The organism is Luteimonas terricola (assembly GCF_004352845.1).
Taxonomy (GTDB): Bacteria; Pseudomonadota; Gammaproteobacteria; order Xanthomonadales; family Xanthomonadaceae; genus Luteimonas; species Luteimonas terricola.
The window spans coordinates 22,267-40,333 of sequence record NZ_SJRX01000013.1 but is presented as its reverse complement, the minus strand read 5'-3'; the positions used below and the strand labels follow the sequence as shown (position 1 = coordinate 40,333).

The following is an 18,067-nucleotide window of genomic DNA, read 5'->3' as shown; positions in this document are numbered from 1 at the left end:
GCGGATGCCTCCTCCTTTACTTCCCCGCGAAGGCCTCCCGGCCACGACGGGGCTCGGCTTCGGGCTGCAGAAGCCGGGACCGTTCGCGAAATCCCCGGCCGCTCTCCCTGGGGCCACCGCACTCCATCACAGCGGGGTCCAAGGCCCTTGAGGGCGAAGTCAAGGAGGAGGCGATGGCCGCAAGGCCATCGCCGGGGGACATGAGTCCTCAAGGGCCTTGGACCCCGCCTCCCCCCGCCCCGCGTCAGAGCGCGTAGTACATCTGGTATTCCAGCGGATGCGTCGCCGAACGGAACGCGGTGACCTCTTTCATCTTCAGCGTGATGTAGGCGTCGATGAAATCGTCGCTCATCACGCCGCCGGCCTTGAGGAACTCGCGGTCGGCGTCGAGCGCTTCCAGCGCCTGGTCCAGCGAGTGGCAGACGGTCGGGATGCCCTTGGCCTCTTCCGGCGGCAGGTCGTAGAGATCCTTGTCGCTGGGGCCGCCCGGGTCGATCTGGTTCCTGATGCCGTCCAGGCCCGCCATCATCAGCGCGGTGAAGGTCAGGTAGCCGGCGTTCATCGCATCGGGGAAGCGGAACTCGACGCGGCGCGCCTTGGGATTGGACACGTAGGGGATGCGGCAGGACGCGGAGCGGTTGGACGCCGAATACGCCAGCATCACCGGCGCCTCGAAGCCAGGCACCAGGCGCTTGTAGCTGTTGGTGCTGGCGTTGGTGAAGGCGTTGATCGCGCGCGCATGCTTGAAGACGCCGCCGATGTACCACAGCGCGGTCTGGCTCAGGCCGCCGTAGCCGTCGCCGGAGAACAGGTTCACGCCGCCCTTGGCCAGTGACTGGTGCACGTGCATGCCGCTGCCGTTGTCGCCGACGAGTGGTTTCGGCATGAAGGTGGCGGTCTTGCCGTTGCGGTGCGCGACGTTCTTGACCACGTACTTGGTGGTCAGCAGTTCGTCGGCCTTCTGCACCAGCGAGCTGAACTTGGTGCCGATCTCGCACTGGCCGGCGTTGGCGACCTCGTGGTGGTGGACCTCGATCTCGATGCCGACCTGCTCGAGCGTCTTGCACATCTCTGCGCGGATGTCGTGCAGCGAGTCCAGCGGCGCCACGGGGAAGTAGCCACCCTTCACGCCGGGCCGGTAGCCGGTGTTGCCGCCTTCGTACTCGCGGCCGGAGTTCCACGCGGCCTCTTCCGAGTCGACGTGGAAGAAGGTGTGGCCCATGTCGTTGGCGTAGCGCACCGAATCGAAGATGAAGAACTCGGGCTCGGGGCCGAAGAAGGCCTGCTCGGCGATGCCGCTGGACTTGAGGTAGGCCTCGGCGCGGCGGGCGATGCCGCGCGGGTCGCGGTTGTAGGCCTGCATCGTGGTCGGGTCGAGCACGTCGCAGGTGAGCACCAGGGTCGGATCGGCGGTGAACGGGTCGAGGAAGGCGGTGCCCGGGTCGGGCAGCAGGACCATGTCCGACTGGTGGATGCCGCGCCAGCCGCCGATCGAGGAGCCGTCGAACATCTTGCCGTCCTCGAACAGCGCCGGCTCGATGATCGAGGCCGGGTAGGTCACGTGGTGCTGGACGCCGCGCATGTCGGAGAAACGCAGGTCGATGAATTCGACCCTGTGGTCGCTGATCAGTTTTTCGACGGTGTCGAGGGACATGGAGGGCTCCGGATGCTCAAGGATGGGTCCCGGGCGCGCCCGGGTGTCGCGATGCAGTAACGCAAGCACCGTGCCACGCGGCAAGCCATTGATTTCATGGCATACGCCTCTGATCCGGGCGGAACAATGCACCAGTAGAGTGCAATGTGAATGCAGTCAGCACCGAAGTGGTGCGCTTCCGGCATCGGCTATGCTGCCGCGCTGCCGTCGCCCGCCCACCGGGCGCGGCTCGACGCCGCCCGATCGCCCCACCACCGCCTGGACCCCAACCGATGACCGACCCGCTGGCCGCCCTGCTCCTGGGCATCCTCGAAGGCCTGACCGAATTCCTGCCGATCTCCAGCACCGGCCACCTGCTGATCGCCCAGCACTGGCTGGGCGCGCGCTCGGACTTCTTCAACATCATCATCCAGGCCGGCGCCATCCTCGCCGTCACCCTGGTGTTCCGCGAACGCATCACCTCCCTGGCCACCGGCATGGGCGATGCCCGCAACCGCGACTACGCGATGAAGCTCGCGGTCGCCTTCCTGATTACCGCCGCGGTCGGCCTGCCGGTACGGCTGCTGGGCTGGGAGCTTCCGGAGACGGTCACGCCCATCGCCTGGGCGCTGGTCATCGGCGGCGTGTGGATGATCGTCGCCGAGCGCCTGGCCGAACGCCGCCCCGACGGCACCGACGTCACCTGGACGATCGCGATCCTCGTCGGCCTGGCACAGGTGGTGGCCGGCGTGTTCCCGGGCACCTCGCGCTCGGCCGCGGCGATCTTCATCGCCATGCTCGCCGGCCTGAGCCGGCGCCGGGACGCAGCCGAGTTCGTGTTCCTGGTCGGCATCCCGACCATGTTCGCGGCCAGCGCCTACGCCTTCCTCGAACTCGCGATGGACGGCGCGCTGGGCGGCGAAGCCTGGGTCGACGTGGGCATCGCCTTCGCCGCAGCCACGATCACCGGGTTCATGGTGGTCAAATGGCTGCTGGGCTATATCGAACACCACCGGTTCACCGGCTTCGCGGTGTATCGCATCCTCCTGGGCGCGGCGCTGCTGCTCTGGCTGCCGATGGGGGATTGAGGTCCACGCAACCCCGGCCCTGCACCTCGCGCGTCAACCCAGCTTCCTGCCCCCGGAGGTCACCATGAAGACACTGTTCGCGCTCGCCCTGCCGCTGGCGCTTGCCGCCTGTTCGCCAGGTACCTACGACGCCGCACCCGCCGCCACGCCCGCACCGGCCGCGGCCCCGGCAGCGCCCGGCACCACGCCCGCCCCCGACGTCGCGGCCACGCTTGGCGCCTACCACTGGCAGCTCGACGCGGCGACGGCCGCCGACGGCAGCCGCATCGACGCCCTGTCCGGCAACCCCGATGCGCCGCTGCAGCTCGACTTCGCCGATGGCCGGGTGTCGGTCTCCAACGCCTGCAACCGCATGGGCGCCGGTTTCACCCTCGAGGCCGACGCCCTCACCCTCGCGCCGATGGTGAGCACGGAGATGGCCTGCGCCGAGCCGCTGATGGCCATGGAGCGCGAAGCCCACACCCGCCTGTCGGGCAGCCATGCACTCACGCTGGAAGCCGGCGATCCGCCGCGGCTGGAGCTCAGCAATGGCCTCGGCGACCACCTGGCCTTCGTCGGCGCCCCGACCGCGCGCACCCGCTACGGTGCCGAGCCCGAGCGCGTGTTCCTGGAGGTCGCTGCCGAACGCGTCGACTGCGACCATCCGCTGATGCCCGACTACCGCTGCCTGCAGGTGCGCGAAATCCACTACGACGACGGTGGCATCAAGCAGGACACCGGCGAATGGGGTCCGCTGTACGAGGGCATCGAGGGCTTCGAGCACCGTCCCGGCGTGCGCAACGTGCTGCGGCTCGAGCGCTATCGCCGCCAGGACGTCCCGGCCGACGCCTCGGCGGTCGTGCATGTGCTCGACATGGTGGTTGAAAGCGAGACGGTCGCCGCGGAGTAACCGGGCCGCGACGACAGGCCGCCGCGCACCCGTCGCGCCGGCGGCCCGTCGCTTGCGCAGGCCGGCCCCGCCTGCGGCCTGCGCTTCAGCCCGCGTTGCGCGGGTGAAGGCTGTAGCTGCCCCAGGTGGCGGCTTCGGCCAGCACGTGGCCCTGCATCGCGCGCAGCACGTCGCCAGCGGTGAAGCGCTCCGGCAGCTCCAGCCGCTCGACGTCCAGCGCGAACACGCGGAAAAAATAGCGGTGCAGGCGCAGGTCGTGCGGCGGCGGATACGGACCGTCGTAGCCGAACCAGTCGCCGGCCATGTCGGCGTCACCGGCAAACCAGCCGGTGTAGTCGTTCAGGCCCTGGCGCGTGCCGGCGGGACCGGCCGGCGTGCGCTTGCCACCCGTGGTCACGCCGTCGCTGCAGCTGCCGGCCGCGATGTCGGTGATCTGCGGCGGAATATCCACCATCGCCCAGTGCGCGAAGTCACCGCGCGGATGGTCGACCGGGATGTCGGTCGTGTCGTCGGCGGCCAGTGCCGGGTCGGTGGGGGCGTCGGTGTCGATGCACAGCAGCGCGAACGAACGCGTGCCCTCGGGCGCATCGCCCCAGGACAGCTGCGGATTGCGATTGCCGCCCAGGCCCTCGGGCGCGCCGAAGGCGAAGCCGGCGGGAATCGGCTGGCCGTGGGCGAAGCTCTCGCTCTTGACATACATGGTCGTGCTCCTCGAGGTCAGGCGTCTGGATAGCCGAAGCGGCGCGCCAGCGGTGCCAGGGCTGCGAACGGTCCGGCGAGCAGGTCGGCATAGCTGCGCCATGTGCCTGCGGCAAAGCGCGGGGGGCCGAACACTCCCGGCGGCGGCTCCGGCAGGCTGATGCCCAGGGCGTCGCCAAGCTGTGCCGACATCGCCTGCGGATCCTCGGCGCTGTCATCGATGCGGATCAGGCGGTGCGGTACGAGGTCCTGCTCGTGCAGCGTGGCCAGCTGCTCGAGCGAGGCGGCGAGCCATTCGGCCGCCACCTGCGGCGATTCCACCGCGAAGGGCGTGTGCGCGCCGAAGGCCAGCCAGTCGACCAGCATGTCGCGCGGATCACGCAGCAGCATCAGCAGCAGGGCCTCTGGCAAGGCCGCCCGCATGGCGGCGGCGTAGCCACCGTCCCACCACGGAAGCCAGTCGACGATGGCGCCATCGATGCCGCGGCCCGGCAACTGCGCGCGCCAGGACGCAGCCACTTCGGCTGCGGGGAATTCCCCGCTGGCGATGCGCGGCCAGGCGTCCACGTCCTGGAAGCCGTCGGCAGGCGGCTCAGGCCCGAAACGGTCGTTGCGAAAGGTCGGCAGCACGTCGGCAAGCAGTTGCGCGGAGCGCTCCACCAGGGTGCCCGGCAGCCCGAACAGAAACGCGGCCGGTGGCGCGCCGGCCTCCGCGACCGCAGCCTCCGGCCAGCGGGCCGGGGCAGCGGTGTGCGCGGGCAGCGGCAGACGGCCGGGAGCGTCCTCGACGTTGCGCCGGTTCCAGCTTTCCAGCGCCGCCGCGAACTCGCCGCAACGGTGCCGGGCCAGGCCCAGCCAGGCGAAGAGCACCTTGCGCTCGGCCGGCCGCGAGGCGCGGGCCATCAGCGCTTCCAGGCGCTGCGCCGCCTCCGCCGGGTCGCGCACGAGAAGGGCGTCGATGACCCGCATCTCCGCGCGCACGTGGCCGGGCGAGCGCTCGAGCAACGCCCGCGCCGCGGCCTCCGCCTCGGCCGGCCGGCCCTCGGTGGCGTGCAGCACCATCTCCGCCTCCATTGCATCCAGCGACTCCGGCCTGCGCGTGCGCCACCGTCCGATCAGGTCCGCGGCGCCCCGCCCTGCCGGCTCGAAGGCCAGGCGCGCGCGCCACAGGCCATCGTTGTCCGGCGAAGTCGCCAGCGCCGCGTCCAGCGTTCGCTGCGCATCCTCGAAGTCGCCCAGGCGTCGCCAGGCCTCGCCGATGGCCGCCATCGTCCGCGGTTCGCCGGGCAGCGCCGCCAAGGCCTCGCGCAGCAGCGGCAATGCGCGCTCGGGACGGCCCGCGGCCACCTCGAGTTCGCCGGCGTAGCGGCGCAGCTGCGGCGTGGCCGTGGCGGGATCGGCCAGCAGGGGGGCAAGTTCTTCGACGGCGTCGGCAGGGCGGCCCTGGCGCAGCTGCAACTGCGCGACCAGCAGCCGCACCATGCCCGCCCGTGGCGCCAGCTTGAGCAGGTTGCGGAAGGCCTGCTCGGCGAAGGCCGTGTGGCCCTTGGCCAGGTAGGCGAAGCCCAGGGCGTGCAGCACCACCGGATCCTCCGGCGCCTTCTCCGAGGCCGCCGCCAGCAGCTTCATCGCATCGTCGACGTTCCCGCGGCGCAGTTCCAGGGTGCCTTCGAGCGCCTGCAGCGTCGGATGGTCGGGCGATACGCGCCCGGCCAGGCGCGCCAGGCGGGCGGCCTCGTCGAGGTCGTTGCGCCCCATCGCCAGCTGGGCCTGCATGAGGTACGCCGCGAACTGGTTGGGGTCGAGGCCGACCGTGGCCTCCAGAGCCTGTCCGGCCCCCTCCAGGTCGCGCACGCCCAGCAGCAGGCCGGCGTGTTCAAGGTGCAGCGTGGCGTCATCGGGGGACAGCGAGATCGCGCGCTCGATGGCCTCGCGGGCGCCCTCCGGGTCGCTGCTGCTGCGCAGCGCGAGCGCAAGCAGGCGCTGCGCCTGGGCGTCGTCCGGCGTCCCGGCGGCGAGGCTGCGGGCTGCTTCCAGGGCGGCGACGGTGTCGCCGCGGCGCAGCGCGTCGAGGATCTGTTCTTGCATGGTGGGAAGGTTCCTGCGGGCGCAGCGCGCCGAAAACCTCGATTGTAGCGCCCGCCTAATCCCCACCGGCCAGTTGCGCGGCCACCCAGCGCTCGGCATAGCCGCCCAGCCCCGGACCTTCGATGAAGCCGCAGTGGCCGCCCCACTGGGCCAGTTCCAGGCGCGCCCGGGCCGGCAGGACCAGCTGGTGGAAGCCCTCGACCGGGATCACCGGATCATCGGCGCTGGTCAGGATCGAAACCGGGACCGTGAGCCCGGCCAGGCGGTCGCCGGCGATCGAATAGCGGTCGAAGTAACCGTCCAGGCTGCCGAAATCGGTGTGGCGCAGCACCAGCCACTCGGTGAGTTCGCGCATGCGCAGGCGCAGCACCGCGTCGTCGAAGCCGACGCGGTCGGGGAACAGTTCGCGCTTGCGCAGCAGCGACCGCCGCCAGCTGCGCTCGAAGTGGTACATGTACAGCGGCATGCCCCGCTCCATCGCTTCCATGGTGCGCGCCGGGTCGAGCACCGGACATACCGCGGCCACCGCGTCCAGGGGCAGGCCGGCCGCCGGTGCGCGCAGCGCCAGCCGCAGCGCGAAATTGCCGCCCAGCGAATGCCCGGCCACCACCAGCCGCGGCCGCGGCATGCGCGCGGCGACGTCGAGCGCAGCGTGCACCACCTCGTCGATGCGCGCGGAGTGGAAGATGTCGGGATTGAGGTGGTGGCTGTCGCCGTGGTCGCGGAAGTTGAGCCGGAACACGTCGTAGCCGCGCGCCAGGAAACCGGCCGCCGCCAGGCAGACATAGGCCGATTCGGCGCTGCCCTCCCAGCCGTGCAGCAACAGGGCCATGCCGCGCGGCTCGACGCCCGGCAGCGCGGTGTGCAGGCCGATCAGGCGCACGCCGTTGCCGCCATCGACGATCAGCTGCTGCGTCCGCGCACCGGCGGCGGCAAGCGCGGCCATGCCCTTGCGGCGGCGCGGCAGGCTGCCGGCGAGCACCGATTGCACATGAGCATTCCGCAGCCAGCGCGGCGGACGATAGTCGCTGGCGATCGCCCGGCTCACGGCCCCTGCAGGGCGGCGGCGATGCGCTCCCGGGCGATCCTGGCGATCGCCGCGCGGCCCTCGGCCTCGCCCGGCATCACCGGTGCAAGGAACACCACCTCGGCGTCGCGCGAAGGCTCGCCGAGCAGGCGCAGGAAATTCTGCAAGAAGTTCTCGCGCGGCCAGAACGCAACCTCGCGCTGGGCCGCGCCGCCAGCGCCGTAGCGCAGCGCCACGGGCTGCACCGGCACCCCTGCCTCCACCGCGGCCATGAAAATGCGGGCGTGGAACGGTCCGACCTCGGCGCCATCCCGGGTGCGTCCCTCCGGGAACACGCCCACCGAACGCCCCGCGCGCAGCCGCGCAATCATGGCCTCGAGCACGCCGCCCAGCGATTCCTGGCTGCCGCGCTGGTGGAAGATGGTCTCGCCGCGGCGCGCCATGCGCCCGACCAGCGGCCAGCCTTCGATCTCGTGCTTGGCGACGAAGCCCATCATCCGCTGGCTGTGCAGCGCCGAGATGTCCATCCAGCTCACATGGTTGGCCACGAACAGGGTGCCGCCGGGCAAGGGCGTGCCGAGGCGACGCATGCGCAGGCCGAACACGCGCATCAGGCCGCCCTGCCAGGCACGGACCAGGCGCGCGCGCAGGGTTTCTCCGCCAAACCGGATGCGGTCGGTGGGCAGGCTGATGCCGATCATCACCAGCGGCAGGTGCACCAGCGCGTGCCACAGCAGCATCGGTACGCGCAGCGCATAACGGCCCGCGCGCGCCAGGCGGTCGCTGGCGGGCACGGTGTGGACATGGGGGGAACGCATGGCCGGAACGATACCGGATGGCCCCGGGCGCGGGTAGCTGGCGGCGGGCGCCGGTGGCGGGCGCTCAGGCCGCCGGCAGCACTGCCAGGGTCAGCCGCGAGATGCAGGCCAGGCGGCCGCGGGCGTCCTCGATGCGGATCTCCCAGACCTGGGTGCCGCGCCCGATGTGCAGCGCACGCGCGGTGCCGGTAACGCGGCCGTCGCGCACGCCGCGGACATGGTTGGCGTTGATCTCGATGCCGACGCAGACCTCGCCCTCGGCCACGCACATGTTGCCGGCGCTGCTGCCCAGGGTCTCGGCCAGGAGCACCGAAGCACCGCCGTGGAGCAGGCCATAGGGCTGCACGGTGCGGGCATCCACCGGCATGGTCGCGACGAGATGGGCGTCGCCGATATCGATGAACTCGATGCCCAGGGCTTCGATCGCGGTGCCCTTGGACAGGGCGTTGAGGGCGGCCAGGCCGAGGCGCTGGCGGAATATGGACGTCGGGGTGTTCATGCTGGGGTTCCGGCTCCCGGGCTGGCGGCGGGGGCGCGCCAGCCTAGGATCGGTTCCCCCCGGGGTCAAACGGAATCAGACCAGGCGGAAGCGTGCGACCGGCTGGCTGCCCGGGGCGTAGCTGCGGGCGGCGGCGTAGCCGCTGCTGCGGCCGTAGCCGGTGCCGAAATCACGCGAGGGATAGCGCGAGGGGCGCGGCGCATTGCGGCTGGCGGCGTTGGAGACGGGGGCGGAGACCAGGGCGTTGGAGTGGTTGCGGTACATGACGGTGTCCTTTTGCTGGGGGGTGTGACTCGGTGTGTTGGTAGACTACTACACCACTCGCCTACTGCAATAGGTCAAACGTCACACTCGCCCGTTTCGGCCGATTCGCCGACGAACGGTCATCTGGGGGAACGCTCAGAGGATCGGGGCCAGCCCGGCGCCGAAGGCGGTGAAGATGCGCGTCAGCAGACTGCGGAGGCCCATGCGGACCTCGGGGAAATCGCCCACCGGATCGTGGCACGCACGGAAATGCGGGTGATGGATGGGCGGCGGCTCGGTGCAGCCGGGGCCCGGGCGGAATTCATAGCTGGTGGCATAGCGCGTCGGCCACAGGTCGAACACCGGCAGCGACTCCGACACCTTGCCCAGCGAGTAGTCCAGGCCCGAGAACACCACCGGGCGGTCACGCCGGGCGATGGTCCAGGCGTTGGCCGGCGCCATGTCGCGGCGGATGCTGGCCGCGAGCGCCTGCGCGAACGCGGCGTCCTCGATCACCACCGCGCTCTCGGTGTTGTAGTTGTCGCCGCGCGGATCGAAGTTGTGGGTGCCGACCACGCCGATGCGCTCGTCCACCACCAGCGACTTGCCGTGCAGGCCGAAGCGCACGCCGCCGCGGTGCAGGGGCACGCGCTCGTGCGCGGAGAAGCCCGACCAGCGCAGCGCCGAATACTCGCGCTCCAGCGGCCGCGACCGGGACCGGCCGGCGTCGGCCTGCGCCGCGACGGCATCGCCCGGCTCCACCGTGCCGGTGGCCTCGACGTCGATCGGCGCATCCTGCGGGAAGGGCTTGAACTCGTGGATCTCGAAGCCGAACTCGCGCAGGTGGCGGCGCTTGTACTTGTACGACAGCGCATAGGTGATGAAGGCATCGGTGGCCGCCAGGCTGTTGGTCGACACCAGCACCCGCGGCGGATCCTCGCGTTCCTGCAGTTCGCGGAACAGGTCCTGCGCCACGGGCGACAGCACCAGGTACGGCGTCTGCAGCAGGATTTCCTCCTGCGCCCCCTCGATCAGCCCGAGCAGGCCGCGCGTGGACGGCGCCACGCCCTCGTGCCCGGCGCGGTGCTTCTCCGGCAGGTCGGAGATGAAGTCCACCTCGCCCACCGGCAGCGCCTGGGCCGCGAGCGCGCCGACCAGCATGGCGTCGTCGGCGTCGCGCGAGATCCGTTCGACCCGCCCGGGCAGCACGAAGGGTTCGTGCGGCAGCGCCGGCACGCCCCCGCGCAGCAGCAGGCGGCCGACGTCGGCGAGCACCGGCAGGCGGCGGGTGAGGCGCGCGTCCCAGTACAGGTCGAAGCTGGCGGCCATCTCCGCGACCACCGGACCGGCAACGTACAGATCGCGATCGCGGAAGTTGTACTCCGGATCCCAGTCGTAATAGCTGTTCTGGTAGTTGCGCCCACCGGTGATCCCGGCCACGCCGTCGACCAGCAGCAGCTTGTTGTGCATGCGCTGGTTGAGCCGCCGCCAGCAGCAGGCCGCAGCCAGCACGTACTGCGGATAGTTGATGTGCGCGCGCCCGAGCAGCGGGTTGTAGATGCGCATCTCGAAGTTGACATGGGCGCCTGCCAGCGCCGCCAGGGTCTCGACCTCGCGCAGCGCCGAGAGCTGGTCGACCAGCACCCGCACCTTCACGCCGCGCCGCGCCGCCGCCAGCAGCTCGTCCAGGACCATGTGGCCGGCGTCGTCCTCGTCGAAGATGTAGGTCTGCACGTCCACGCTGCGCTGCGCCGACCGCAGCATGCTCAAGCGCGCCAGCAGTGCGTCCTGGCCATAGTCGAGGATCAGGGCATGGTGGCGCGGCGCGTCCGGGGCGCTGGCCGCCAGCGCATCGACGCCCAGCGCGCGCAGTGCCGAGGGCGTGGCGCAGGCGTCCTCGCGGACGCAGTCCACCAGCACCGACCGCGCCTGTCCGGCGACCCGCGTCGCCGCCGCGCCCTGCTCGGGGGTCAGCGCACAGCCTCCCGCAGCCAGCGCCCAGGCCAGCGCCAGCAGCCGCGCCAGCATCTTCATTGCGCCTCCCCGCCGGCGCGGATGCGCAGCTGGAAGCGGACCTTGCGGCCGATCGCGAAGCTCCACCGGGTCATGCCGTAGTCGCCGCGGTCGATGATGCCCGCCGCCAGCACCGGGCAGTCCACGGCCGGCCGCCCGCAGGCCGAGGGCAGCGTCGTGAACACCTCCCGCCGCTGCACGTCCCGGATGTTGAGCACGCCCGGCAGCGCGCCACCCTCGACCAGCAGGGCCGGGAAGAACGGATCGGACACGAAGGTGATCGTGGGATAGCGATCGGCCTCGAAAAACCCCCTGCCGCGCGTGAGGTGCGTGTGGCGCAGGCTGCCGAGGATCTCCACGTCGGCGGCGGACAGCGACAGCCGCACCTGCTGGCGGCCGTCGCCGAGATCGCTCAGGTGGCCATTGAACACCGGGAAGCGGCCGTCGACCACCTCGCCCCAGCGGGTAACCAGGCTGAACCCGACCTCCGATTGCAGGGGGTCGATCTCGGCCGCGCGGACAGGGGCCGCCACCAGCAGCAGGGCGACGACCAGGAGCACGCAGGGGTGCAGGCCGGCACGACTCACGGCCACCAGAAGTCGACGAGCATGGCCGCGCCGGGTTCGACCTCGGCGCCCACCGGCAGCCTCAGCAAGGCGACTGCGCCCGGCGGCATGCCCCGGTACTCGCCCGACTGGCCGCTGTGCAGCAGCGCGGCCAGGCGTTCCAGTCCGGGGTTGTGGCCGACCAGCATCAGCCGGCCCACATCGCGGTGCTGGTCGGCCAGCGCCGCCAGGGTGCCCGCGGTGGCGTCATAGATCGCCGGCTCCAGGCGCTGGTCGACATAGCCGATCACGCCGAGCACCGCTTCCAGCGTTTCGCGGGTGCGACGCGACGGCGAATACAGCACCTGGTCGGGCAGCAAGTGCTGTTCCAGGAGCCAGCGCCCGGCGGCCTCGGCCTCGGCCTGGCCTTCCGGCGACAGCGGGCGGTCGAGGTCGGCCTGCCCGGGGCCCGCCGCCTCGGCGTGGGCATGGCGCAGCAGCAGGATGTCCCGGGTGTCGTTCTCCATCGCTCAATCCTCCATGCCGGCCCGCGGGCGGCTCAGGCCTTGCGCAGCCACTTCAGCAGCGGCGCCCAGTCTTCCTGGTGCTTGCGCACCTGGACCGAACGGTAATCGAACAGGCTGCGGCCCAGGCCCGTCAACAGGATGTAGGCCTGGCTGTCGCGCAGCGAGGCCACCACCGGGTAGGGCCACTGCGCAAGCAGCTCGAGCGTCGCCTGCGAGGCGTTGGTCCAGGGCTTCATGCGGTTGGCCACCAGGCCCACGCGCAGGTCGCCGCGGCGGACGCGGGGATGCTGCGCCAGGGTGTTGAGGAAGGGCACCGTGGCGTCGAGGTCCAGCGCCGAAGGCTGTACCGGCACCACCACCGCGTCGGCGTGTTCGAGCCAATGTTCGAGGTTCGTCGCCATCGCTCCGGCCGGGGCATCGATCACCACGCGCTGGGTATCCTCGGGCAGCGATTTCCACGCCGTCTTCGCGCGGCTGGCTCCGGCGATCGGCAGCACCGCGGCGTCCAGCCCGGCACGGCGCTCCGCCCAGCGCGTGGAGGACTGCTGCGGATCGGCGTCGATGATCGCCGTGTGCAGCCCCTCGACCGCCGCCTGCGCGGCGAGATGGGTCGCGATCGTGGTCTTGCCCGCACCGCCCTTGGAACTGGCCACCAGCACTGTCTTCATGCGCCCTCCGGTCACGTTCGGCAACGTACGGCAGTCGAGGGTACACCGCCCGGCGCAGGTTCGCGCACATAGAATGCCTCCGTCCCCGACACCCACCGCGTGTGACAGATGAGTGACCTGCAGGACCTGGCCGCGCTGATCCGCGCCGACACCCCACTGATCGTCATCGAGACTCCCGACGAGCCGCGGGTGGTCGAACTGTTCCGGCAGTCCCTGCTGCACGTCTGGCGCGCGCTGTACCGCTGGACCATCACCGAGGGCCTGCGCCGCCTGGACCTCGATGGCGAGGATCCGGCCGAAGACGCGCCCGACGCCACCAGCACCCTGCGCGCGATCCACGCCGCCGGGCAGCGCGGCGTCTACCTGCTGCTCGACTTCCACCCCTACCTCGGCTACGCCGGCACCCAGCGCATGCTGCGCGACCTCATCCAGCGCCGCGGCTGCCTGCCGCACGTGCTGGTGCTGGTGGGGCACAAGGTGGAGCTGCCGGGCGAACTCGAGGCCAGGGCGGTGCGCTTCCGCACCCGCCTGCCCGACCCGCGCGCGCTGCTCAAACTGGTGCGCGAGGAGGCCGAGCGCTACCAGGTCGAACACGGTGGCCGCCGCGTCGAGGCCGACGCCGAGGCCGTGCAGCTGATCGTGCGCAACCTGCAGGGCCTGTCGCTGGGCGACGCCGGCCGCATCGCCCGCCAGCTGATCTTCAACGACGGCGCGCTCGGCCACGACGACCTGCCCCGGCTGGCGAAGCTCAAGTTCGAGCTGCTCAACCGCAGCGGCCACCTGCACTACGAATACGACACCGCCGGCTTCGCCGACGTCGCCGGTGCGCGCGCGCTCAAGCGCTGGATCGAACAGCGGCGCGCGGTGTTCACCTCGGGCAGCGCACCGCCCGGGCTGGATCCGCCCAAGGGCGTGCTGCTGCTGGGGGTGCAGGGCTGCGGCAAGTCGCTGCTGGCGAAGTCGATCGCCGGCGGCTTCGACGTGCCGCTGGTGCGGCTGGACTTCGGCACGCTGTACGACAAGTTCCACGGCGAGACCGAGAAGAACCTGCGCGCCGCGCTCGAATCCACCGAGCAGCTGGCGCCCTGCGTGCTCTGGATCGACGAGATCGAGAAGGGCCTGGCCTCGTCCACGGGCGACGGCGACGGCGGCGTCTCGCGGCGCGTGCTCGGCTACCTGCTGACCTGGATGGCCGAGCGCAGGTCACACGTGTTCCTGGTGGCCACCGCCAACCAGGTGCACGACCTGCCCGCCGAACTGCTGCGCAAGGGCCGCTTCGACGAGATCTTCTTCGTCGACCTGCCGGGCGCCGACACCCGCCGCGAGCTGTTCACGCTGCACCTGGGCAAGCGCGAACTGGACCCGGCGGCCTTCGACCTCGATGGCCTGGCCGCGGCCGCCGACGGTTTCTCCGGCGCCGAGATCGAGCAGGCGATCGTTTCGGGCCTCTACTCCGCGCACGCTGCCGGCACCCCGCTCAACGACTTCGGGCTGCGCGCCGAGCTCAAGCGCACGCGGCCGCTGTCGGTGGTGATGGCCGAGCAGGTCGAGGCCCTGCGGGGATGGGCATCGGGAAGAACGGTGCCCGCGGACTGAAGCCGGACCGGGCACAACCCCGGGACTAGGGTCACTCCCAGCTGGCGGCCGCGCCCGCGCTGGCTAGGCTCATGGCATCGTTTCCGGGAGCCGGCCATGAGCCTCCACATCGCCAACCAGCTGTCCACCGCCGACCAGCTGCGGCTCGACAATCGCTTCGCGGTCGCTTTGCAGCCGCCGCCGCAGCTGCAGCAGGTCGCCAACCACTATCCGCAGGGCGACGGCAGCTTCGCCAGCCAGGTGTCGGGCACCCAGCCGCAGCCCGACCTGGACCTGCAGCTGGCGATGATGGCCAACGATGTCTACGCCGCCGACAACCCGCAGACCGAGCAGGCGCTGGCCGAAGCGGGCTGGACGCAGCTGGAGCCCAGCGCCGATGGCAGCTCGCTGGTCGACGCGCAGGGCAACGAGATTCCGATCGACCCGGCGCTGCTCAGCACCTCCGAGGGCTTCGACGCCGCCATCTACCAGAACGACCAGGGCCAGTACGTGGTCGCCTACCGCGGCACCGACGACTGGGGCCTGGCGCCGTCCGGCGACGCCGACGACAACGTGCTGCAGGGCCTGGGCTTCGAGAGCGGCCAGTACAGGGACGCCGTCGCGCTGGCCGAGGCTGCGCACCGCGCCTTCGGCAATGGCAACGTGGCCTTCACCGGGCATTCGCTGGGTGGTGGCCTGGCCTCGGCCGCGTCGCTGTCCACGGGTGTCCCCGGCGTGACCTTCAACGCATCGGGCCTCAGCGACCAGACGCTCGAGTCGCTGGGCTTCAACCCCAACGCCGTGCGCGAGGACGCCGCCGACAGCGGCCAGCTGCGCCGCTACATCGTCAACGGCGATCCGCTCAACGCCGCGCAGCAGGACCTGCCGATCATTCCGTTCCTGGGCATGTCGCCGCCCAACGCTGTCGGCCATGAGCTGCGCATCGACCCGCCGGCGGGCATGGGTGGCCTGGGCGACCTGAAGGCCCTGCACGGCGGCGGCGGCGACGGCGCGTCCTACGTCGACGCCCTGCGCCAGAACACCGCATACGATCCGTCCACGCGCCCGACCGGTCCCGAGCAGTTCGGGGACGCCGTCAACAACGGCCTCGACCGCATCGGCGACCTTGCCGGCGACCTGCTCACCGCCGGCGGCCGTCCCGGCCTCGGCTGGGCCACGGACCAGCTGCTTGACGTCGGCGGCGACGTGCTCGGCGAGACCATCAGCGTGGTCGGCAACGTCGGCCGCGACGGCCTCGAGCGCCTGGGCGAATACAACCTCAACCAGCTCGGCAGCGTGATCCGCCAGGGCCAGGACGTGGTTGGCGACCTCTGGAGCAACGGCTCCGAGATGGTTGACGGCTTCGGCCAGGCCGGCAGCGAATTCGCCCAGGGCGACAACGTCGACGGCGTCGCCCAGGTGATTGGCGACGTGCTCGACTTCGGCATCGACAGCGTCGGCGACATCGCCGACGGCGCCCTCGGCCTGGTCGGCGACACCACCCAGAACCTGGCCAACGCCGGCGGCGGCCTGCTGCGTGACATCGGCGATGCCACCGGCCTCGACGCACCGCTCGATGCCGTGGCCGGCTTCGTCGAAGGCGGCGGCCAGGTGGTGAGCGACGTGGCCGATGCCGTCGGTGGCGCCATCGACACCGTGACCGACGTGGTCGGCGACGGCGTCGAGGTCGTGGCCGACTTCGTGGGCGACGTGGGCCAGGCCACGACCGACGGCGTGCAGTGGCTGGGCAAGACGCTGAACCCCCGGAACTGGTTCTGATCCCGGCGCGCCTGATCCGCACGCAGGCTGAAGCCCCGGCGTAGTACCTTGGTCGCCATGCCCGACGCCGCCCCCGCACGCACACCCGCCGCGCCGCCTTCCTGGACGGCGCGGCATTGCGTGCGCGCGCTCCTGGCCGCGTCGCTGATGCTCGCCTCCACCGCCGGCTGTGCCCGGCAAGGGACAGATGTGACTCCAGGCCAGGCCTTCGAAAACCCCGGCAACGCGCAGCTCGCCGCCGCCGTCACGGGCGGCGACGAAACGCTCGCACGCGAGCTGATTGCCGCCGGCGCCAACCCCAACGCCCTCGACGAGCAGGGCCAGCCGCTGCTGCAATGGGCGATGAAGCGGGGCGACCGCGACGCCTTCCGGCTGCTGCTGGCGCTCGGCGCCGACCCCGCGCAGGGCAACCGCGACGGCCGCACCGCGCTGCACCTGGCCGCCATGGGCAAGAGCGAGGGCTGGCTGGACGCGCTGCTCGAACACGGCATGTCGCCCGATACGCCGAACACCGTGACCGGCGCGACGCCGCTGTACGACGCGCTGCGCGCCGACAGCGAGGACAACATCGACGTGCTGCTGCGCGCGGGCGCGCGCCTGGACGTGGCCGACCGCAACGGCACCACGCCGCTGCACCAGGCGGCGCTGGTGAAGGATTCCGCCGCGGTGCTGCGCTTCCTGGAAGGCGGCGCCGACCCGCGCGCCACCGATCGCACCGGCGCGACCTTCCAGGACTATCTGTACCGCGGCGACCCCAAGCTGCTCAACGCCGCCACCCGCCGCCACCTGGAAAAGATCGACGCCTGGCTGCAGGCCAAGGGCATCGCGGTGCAGCCGCGCGGCTGAGGCCGCGCACGTCCCAACGCGTTCTCAGCGCCGGCGCTGCCAGGGCGCCTGCCAGCCGGCCGGCGGCTCCGTCGCCACGCCGGCCGCGGACAGCACGCGCCGCCCCAGTTCGTCCTCGGTGTCGATCGAGGGATCGGCCAGCAGGCGCGCGAACGCCGCATCGTCACCCTCTTCGCGCATGGCCAGCTCGCCCAGTTGTTCCTGGCGCCAGTCCACCCCGCGGCGACGCGCGTCCAGGGCCGCGGCCTCGGTCGCGCTGCGTGCCTGCTCGCGCGCCATCGACAGGCCGATGCGTTCGTCGAGCACGGTTTGCGGCCGCGCCAGCAGCAGTTCCGCCATGGGCCCGCAGGCCGCTGCGCGACCGGCCGTGGCCAGCTGGCGGCCGCTGCAGGCGCCGAGCACGTCACGGTAGTCGGGCAGCAGGATGGCCTGAAGCGACGCGGCCCAACCCGCGGCATGGATCTCGTCCGAAGGCCGCGGCCCCTCGCCCAGGGTCGCCCACTCCGCCGCGGTCGGTGGATGCCGGCGCAGCGCAGCGGCGGCCCAGCGCTGCAACGGATACGGATCGGGGGTGTTGCGGCCGGACTGCGCCGCGGCCGCAAGCACGGCCCCGGCGTCCAGGCCCTGGAACATCACCGGGGCCAGGTTGCCCGGCTCCAGCACCTGCCATCGGCGCGCGGCGGCGACGGCCGCGGCCTGGTCGTCACCGACCATGCCCGCTGCAACCAGGAGCTGCAGGGTGATGGTGTCGCCGGCGCCCTTCGTGGCCGCTTCGGCACGCCAGCGCGCGGCGTCGGCCGCAAGCGCGGTGGCGCCTTCATGCGGGCGGGCCGTTGCCTCCAGCACCGCTGCCAGGGCCAGGTCGCGCGCACCGTCCGAGCGCCCCAGCGCCTCCGCCACGCGCAGGCCATAGGCCTGCCAGGCCTCGGCGCGCTGCTGCGCACGCTGCAGCTCTTCCTCGCTGGCTTCGGGCGGCTGTTGCATCTGCGCAAGCGCGGGCACGGCCAACGCGGACAGCAGCAGGAAGGGCAGCAGGAATCGGATGCGCATGCGCGGCTCCATTGCGTGATCGACCGCCCGCAGCATATCCGTGCCGACGTGTCGGCGATGCCACGCCAGGGCTGCGACCT

Annotated in this window: 17 protein-coding genes; 5 read left to right on the top strand and 12 right to left on the bottom strand. The window is 71.6% G+C overall.

All coding sequences use genetic code 11. The features are described 5' to 3' along the window. Positions 1-244: 244 nt before the first annotated feature. On the bottom strand, positions 245-1,654 hold the full coding sequence (glnA, locus tag E2169_RS13730; RefSeq protein ID WP_132987179.1) for a type I glutamate--ammonia ligase: 1,410 nt from the start codon (positions 1,652-1,654) through the stop codon (positions 245-247). A gap of 272 nt (positions 1,655-1,926) precedes the next feature. On the opposite strand from glnA, the gene E2169_RS13725 reads away from it, so the two are divergent. Beyond that, on the top strand, positions 1,927-2,721 hold the full coding sequence (locus tag E2169_RS13725) for an undecaprenyl-diphosphate phosphatase (protein ID WP_132987178.1): 795 nt from the start codon (positions 1,927-1,929) through the stop codon (positions 2,719-2,721). Between the two features lie 64 nt (positions 2,722-2,785). Beyond that, positions 2,786-3,610, top strand: coding sequence for an META and DUF4377 domain-containing protein (locus E2169_RS13720; RefSeq protein WP_132987177.1), 825 nt, complete (start codon positions 2,786-2,788; stop codon positions 3,608-3,610). Positions 3,611-3,695: 85 nt separating this feature from the next. Here the strand turns inward: E2169_RS13720 and E2169_RS13715 are convergent, their stop codons facing one another. The 10 genes from E2169_RS13715 to E2169_RS13670 form a co-directional block, all read right to left on the bottom strand. Then, on the bottom strand, positions 3,696-4,310 hold the full coding sequence (locus E2169_RS13715; protein ID WP_132987176.1) for a YbhB/YbcL family Raf kinase inhibitor-like protein: 615 nt from the start codon (positions 4,308-4,310) through the stop codon (positions 3,696-3,698). 17 nt (positions 4,311-4,327) lie between these two features. Next, positions 4,328-6,397, bottom strand: a complete 2,070-nt coding sequence (locus E2169_RS13710) for a tetratricopeptide repeat protein (RefSeq protein WP_165942441.1) — start codon at positions 6,395-6,397, stop codon at positions 4,328-4,330. A 55-nt stretch (positions 6,398-6,452) separates the two neighbouring features. Further along, complete coding sequence (locus tag E2169_RS13705) at positions 6,453-7,445, bottom strand: YheT family hydrolase (RefSeq protein ID WP_229659227.1); 993 nt, start codon at positions 7,443-7,445, stop codon at positions 6,453-6,455. Beyond that, entirely contained in the window at positions 7,442-8,242 is an 801-nt protein-coding gene (locus E2169_RS13700) for a lysophospholipid acyltransferase family protein (RefSeq protein ID WP_132987174.1), read from the bottom strand. Before E2169_RS13700 ends, E2169_RS13705 begins: the two co-directional genes overlap by 4 nt. Before the next feature lie 64 nt (positions 8,243-8,306). Next, positions 8,307-8,741, bottom strand: coding sequence for a hotdog fold thioesterase (locus E2169_RS13695; protein ID WP_132987173.1), 435 nt, complete (start codon positions 8,739-8,741; stop codon positions 8,307-8,309). 75 nt (positions 8,742-8,816) lie between these two features. After that, positions 8,817-9,005, bottom strand: coding sequence for a hypothetical protein (locus E2169_RS13690; RefSeq protein WP_132987172.1), 189 nt, complete (start codon positions 9,003-9,005; stop codon positions 8,817-8,819). Positions 9,006-9,140: 135 nt separating this feature from the next. Further along, positions 9,141-11,018, bottom strand: a complete 1,878-nt coding sequence (locus tag E2169_RS13685; RefSeq protein WP_132987171.1) for a phospholipase D family protein — start codon at positions 11,016-11,018, stop codon at positions 9,141-9,143. Next, the gene (locus tag E2169_RS13680; protein WP_165942440.1) at positions 11,015-11,584 is read right to left on the bottom strand and encodes a YceI family protein; all 570 of its coding nucleotides are present in this window, start codon (positions 11,582-11,584) and stop codon (positions 11,015-11,017) included. The genes E2169_RS13685 and E2169_RS13680 overlap by 4 nt, the downstream gene beginning before the upstream one ends. Further along, entirely contained in the window at positions 11,581-12,069 is a 489-nt protein-coding gene (locus E2169_RS13675) for a SixA phosphatase family protein (protein WP_132987169.1), read from the bottom strand. The genes E2169_RS13680 and E2169_RS13675 overlap by 4 nt, the downstream gene beginning before the upstream one ends. A gap of 32 nt (positions 12,070-12,101) precedes the next feature. Then, a complete protein-coding gene (locus E2169_RS13670; RefSeq protein ID WP_132987168.1) occupies positions 12,102-12,737 on the bottom strand; it encodes a ParA family protein in 636 nt (211 codons plus the stop codon). 108 nt (positions 12,738-12,845) lie between these two features. Between E2169_RS13670 and E2169_RS13665 the strand changes: the two genes are divergently transcribed. The 3 genes from E2169_RS13665 (at position 12,846) to E2169_RS13655 (ending at position 16,937) form a co-directional block, all read left to right on the top strand. Next, complete coding sequence (locus E2169_RS13665) at positions 12,846-14,333, top strand: AAA family ATPase (RefSeq protein WP_132987167.1); 1,488 nt, start codon at positions 12,846-12,848, stop codon at positions 14,331-14,333. 96 nt (positions 14,334-14,429) lie between these two features. Continuing rightward, on the top strand, positions 14,430-16,091 hold the full coding sequence (locus E2169_RS13660; RefSeq protein WP_132987166.1) for a Tle-like phospholipase domain-containing protein: 1,662 nt from the start codon (positions 14,430-14,432) through the stop codon (positions 16,089-16,091). 120 nt (positions 16,092-16,211) lie between these two features. Further along, on the top strand, positions 16,212-16,937 hold the full coding sequence (locus E2169_RS13655; protein ID WP_165942439.1) for an ankyrin repeat domain-containing protein: 726 nt from the start codon (positions 16,212-16,214) through the stop codon (positions 16,935-16,937). Between the two features lie 24 nt (positions 16,938-16,961). Here the strand turns inward: E2169_RS13655 and E2169_RS13650 are convergent, their stop codons facing one another. Then, on the bottom strand, positions 16,962-17,987 hold the full coding sequence (locus E2169_RS13650) for a hypothetical protein (RefSeq protein ID WP_132987164.1): 1,026 nt from the start codon (positions 17,985-17,987) through the stop codon (positions 16,962-16,964). Positions 17,988-18,067 lie beyond the last annotated feature (80 nt).